Annotated in this window: 3 protein-coding genes and 1 riboswitch; of the genes, 1 reads left to right on the top strand and 2 read right to left on the bottom strand. The window is 72.5% G+C overall.

Going from position 1 to position 3,960, the window contains the following annotated elements; genetic code table 11:
- Nucleotides 1–1,462 (bottom strand): NADP-specific glutamate dehydrogenase (gdhA, locus tag AB0C78_RS50510; RefSeq protein ID WP_360762936.1); only part of this gene is annotated, 1,462 nt, incomplete at its 3' end.
- Between the two features lie 77 nt (nucleotides 1,463–1,539).
- The gene (gene tsaA / locus AB0C78_RS50515) at nucleotides 1,540–1,977 is read right to left on the bottom strand and encodes a tRNA (N6-threonylcarbamoyladenosine(37)-N6)-methyltransferase TrmO (protein ID WP_360762938.1); all 438 of its coding nucleotides are present in this window, start codon (nucleotides 1,975–1,977) and stop codon (nucleotides 1,540–1,542) included.
- A 90-nt stretch (nucleotides 1,978–2,067) separates the two neighbouring features.
- A riboswitch (TPP riboswitch) is annotated at nucleotides 2,068–2,181 on the top strand.
- Here tsaA and thiC point away from each other — a divergent pair.
- Complete coding sequence (gene thiC / locus AB0C78_RS50520) at nucleotides 2,177–3,901, top strand: phosphomethylpyrimidine synthase ThiC (protein ID WP_360762941.1); 1,725 nt, start codon at nucleotides 2,177–2,179, stop codon at nucleotides 3,899–3,901. It overlaps the preceding riboswitch by 5 nt.
- Nucleotides 3,902–3,960: the final 59 nt, after the last annotated feature.

The following is a 3,960-nucleotide window of genomic DNA, read 5'->3' on the forward strand; positions in this document are numbered from 1 at the left end:
GGCGCGCTCGTGGGAGTCGACGCCGGCGAAGAAATGGTCCGCCAGCGACGCGTAGTCCGGCTCGCCGTCGCCCGCGACCTCGATGAACTTGGGCCCCCTGGGCGAGCATCGCCTCGGCGACGCGCTCGAACCCGGCGATGTTGGCGCCCACCACGTAGTTGCCGGGCGCGCCGTAGCGCTCGGAGGTCTCGTCGCAGGTGTTGTGGATCCGCGTCATGATCTCCGCGAGCTCCGCCTCGGCCTGCGGGAACGTCCACATCTCCCGCCCGGCGTTCTGGCGCATCTCCAGGGCGCTGACCGCGACGCCGCCGGCGTTGGCGGCCTTGCCGGGGCCGAACGCGACGCCCGCCTCCTGCAGCACGTGGACGGCCTCCGGCGTGGTGGGCATGTTGGCGCCCTCGGAGACGGCCTTCACGCCGTTGCGGACCAGCATCCGCGCGGCCTGGACGTCCAGCTCGTTCTGCGTCGCGGACGGCAGCGCGATGTCGGCCGGCACGTCCCAGACGCTGCCGCCCCGGACGAACCGGGCGGACGCGCCGCGCCGCTCGGCGTAGTCGGCGACCCGCCCGCGCTCGACCTCCTTGACCTGCTTGAGCAGTTCGAGGTCGATGCCCTTCTCGTCCACCACGTAGCCGCCCGAGTCGGACACGGTGATCACGTTGGCGCCGAGCTGCTGCGCCTTCTCGATGCTGTAGATCGCGACGTTGCCGGAGCCGGACACGGTGACCGTCTGGCCGTCCAGCTCCTCGCCGCGCTTGCGGAGCATCTCGGCGGTGAACAGCACGTTGCCGTAGCCGGTGGCCTCCGTCCGGCAGGCCGAGCCGCCCCACGGCTGGCCCTTCCCGGTGAGGACGCCCGCCTCCCAGCGGTTGCTGATCCGCCGGTACTGCCCGAACAGGAACCCGATCTCCCGGCCGCCGACGCCGATGTCCCCGGCCGGGACGTCGGTGTCGGCGCCGATGTGGCGGTGCAGCTCGGTCATGAACGACTGGCAGAACCGCATCACCTCGGCGTCCGAGCGGCCGTGCGGGTCGAAGTCGCTGCCGCCCTTGCCGCCGCCGATGCCGAGCCCGGTCAGCGCGTTCTTGAAGATCTGCTCGAAGCCGAGGAACTTGACGATGCCGAGGTTCACCGACGGGTGGAAGCGCAGCCCGCCCTTGTACGGCCCGAGCGCGCTGTTGAACTCCACCCGGAAGCCGCGGTTGACGTGCACCGCGCCGGAGTCGTCGGTCCACGGCACCCGGAAGACGATCTGCCGCTCGGGCTCGACCAGCCGCTCCAGCACCCCGTGGCCGGCGAGCTCGGGACGGCCGGCGACCGCGGGGCCGAGCGACTCCAGCACCTCGTGGACGGCCTGGTGGAATTCGGGCTCCCCCGGGTCGCGGACCAGGACGCGCTCGTAGGTCCTCTCCAGCACGTTCTGCGTGCCGGTCGCGCTGTGCGGCCGGGGGGAAACGGGCATGCCGGGTCCTTCCTCAGACGGTGATCATGCATCTCCACTCTAGGACGTGGGCCGGCCCGTCCCGGCCCACGGGCCGGTCAAGGCTCCGCATCGCCCTTGAGCACGGGCTTCACGTCGACCACGGGCGTGCCGTCGAGCGCCTCCAGGCCGCGGACCCGGACCCGCCGGCCGGTGACCTGCAGGATCTCGACCGGGTGCAGGCCGACCGGGTTCGGCCGGTCCGGGGACCGGGTCGCGAACACGCCGGTCTCGGGGTTGCGCGGGTCGTCGCGCGGCCGGGTCCGGAGCACGTCCCGGGACGCCTGGTGCAGCCAGGTCAGCACGATGATCCGGTCGCCTGCGCCGAGGCCTTCGAGGGCCGCGTGGTAGGACGGCTCGAAGACCAGCCACGCGTCGGGGGCGCCCTCGGTCCCCTGCTTGGGCGCGGAGGCCCGGTCCTTGAGCGGCGATGACACGTGCCCGACCGGCCTGAGCGTGAGGTCACCGCGGAAGTCCGCCATGCCGTGGTTCTCCATGCCGTGATCCTCTCAACCCGGACGCGCGGGCGCGTTCTAACCCATGGACGGCGGTTGCGGCAACGGGGGTGCGGCGGGTTACCGTCGAGCACGACAGATCGCGGGGGCCCGGCGAACCGGGCTGAGATAGCGGCTGGGACGGCCGCTGACCGCATGAACCTGACCGGGTAATGCCGGCGTAGGGAGAGATCGAGTCGTCATGACCGAATCCGTGGTTCCAGCTGCCCGCAAGACGTACCTCCAGGGCTCCCGCCCGGGGATGCGCGTTCCCATGCGGGAGGTTCCGCTGACCAACGGCGACGTCGTCGTCCTGTACGACACGTCCGGGCCGTACACCGACCCCGAGCACGAGACCGACGTCCGCAGGGGCCTGCCCGCGCTGCGGGAGGGGTGGATCGCCGAGCGCGGCGACACCGAGCCGTACGAGGGGCGGCCGGCGCGTCCCGAGGACGACGGGCGCCGCTCCGCGCCCGTCGCCGACGGCCTGCTCCCCCGCCGGCCGCGCCGGGCGAGCGGCGGCGCGGTGACCCAGCGCGCGTACGCGCGTCGCGGGGAGATCACCGCCGAGATGGAGTTCGTGGCGCTGCGCGAGGGGGTGGAGCCGGAGTTCGTGCGCGCCGAGCTGGCGGCGGGGCGGGCGGTGCTGCCCGCGAACGTCAACCACCCGGAGATCGAGCCGATGATCATCGGCCAGAACTTCCTGGTGAAGGTGAACGCGAACATCGGCAACTCGGCGGTGGCGTCCTCGATCGAGGACGAGGTCGAGAAGATGGCGTGGGCGACGCGCTGGGGCGCCGACACGATCATGGACCTGTCGACCGGCCGGGACATCCACACCACCCGCGAATGGATCCTGCGGAACTCGCCGGTGCCGGTCGGGACCGTCCCGCTGTACCAGGCGGTGGAGAAGGCCGGCGGCGACCCGGCCGAGCTGACCTGGGACGTCTTCCGCGACACCGTGATCGAGCAGGCCGAGCAGGGCGTCGACTACATGACCGTGCACGCGGGCGTGCTGCTGCCGTACGTGCCGCTGACCGCGCGGCGCAGGACCGGCATCGTCTCGCGCGGCGGGTCGATCATGGCGGCGTGGTGCCTGGCGCACCACGAGGAGAACTTCCTCTACACCCACTTCCGCGAGCTGTGCGAGATCTTCGCGGCCTACGACGTCACCTGGTCGCTCGGCGACGGGCTGCGCCCCGGCTGCATCGCCGACGCCAACGACGAGGCGCAGTTCGCCGAGCTGCGCACGCAGGGCGAGCTGACGAGGATCGCGGCGGAGTTCGACAACCAGGTGATGAACGAGGGCCCGGGCCACGTCCCGATGCACAAGATCAAGGAGAACGTGGACCTGCAGCAGGAGTGGTGCGGCGGCGCGCCGTTCTACACGCTCGGGCCGCTGACCACCGACATCGCGCCCGGCTACGACCACATCACCTCCGCGATCGGTGCCGCGATGATCGGCTGGCACGGCACCGCGATGCTCTGCTACGTCACGCCGAAGGAGCACCTCGGGCTGCCCGACCGCGACGACGTCAAGGCGGGCGTGATCGCCTACAAGATCGCGGCGCACGCCGCCGACCTGGCCAAGGGGCATCCGGGCGCGCAGGCGTGGGACGACGCGCTGTCGGACGCGCGGTTCGACTTCCGCTGGGAGGACCAGTTCAACCTCTCGCTCGACCCGGACACGGCGCGGGAGTTCCATGACGCGACGCTCCCGGCGGCGCCCGCGAAGACCGCGCACTTCTGCTCGATGTGCGGGCCGCACTTCTGCTCGATGAAGATCACCCGGGACGTCCGCCGCTATGCCGACGAGCGCGGCCTGGCCGAGGAGGAGGCGCTCGCCGCCGGGATGCGGGAGAAGGCCGGGGAGTTCCGGGCCGCGGGCGGGCGCGTCTACCTGCCGCTGGCCCCCGGCGGCTCCTGACCGCCCGCCACGCCGCCGCCGGGGCCCCCCCGGGGCGGGGGGGGGGGGCCCCCCCCCGC

Source organism: Actinomadura sp. NPDC048394, from assembly GCF_040651755.1.
Taxonomy (GTDB): domain Bacteria; phylum Actinomycetota; class Actinomycetes; order Streptosporangiales; family Streptosporangiaceae; genus Spirillospora; species Spirillospora montaniterrae.

Coding starts and splice junctions, on each gene's coding strand:
- tsaA (WP_360762938.1), bottom strand. CDS start 1,977: ATGGAGAACCACGGCATGGCGGACTTCCGCGGTGACCTCACGCTCAGG.
- thiC (WP_360762941.1), top strand. CDS start 2,177: ATGACCGAATCCGTGGTTCCAGCTGCCCGCAAGACGTACCTCCAGGGC.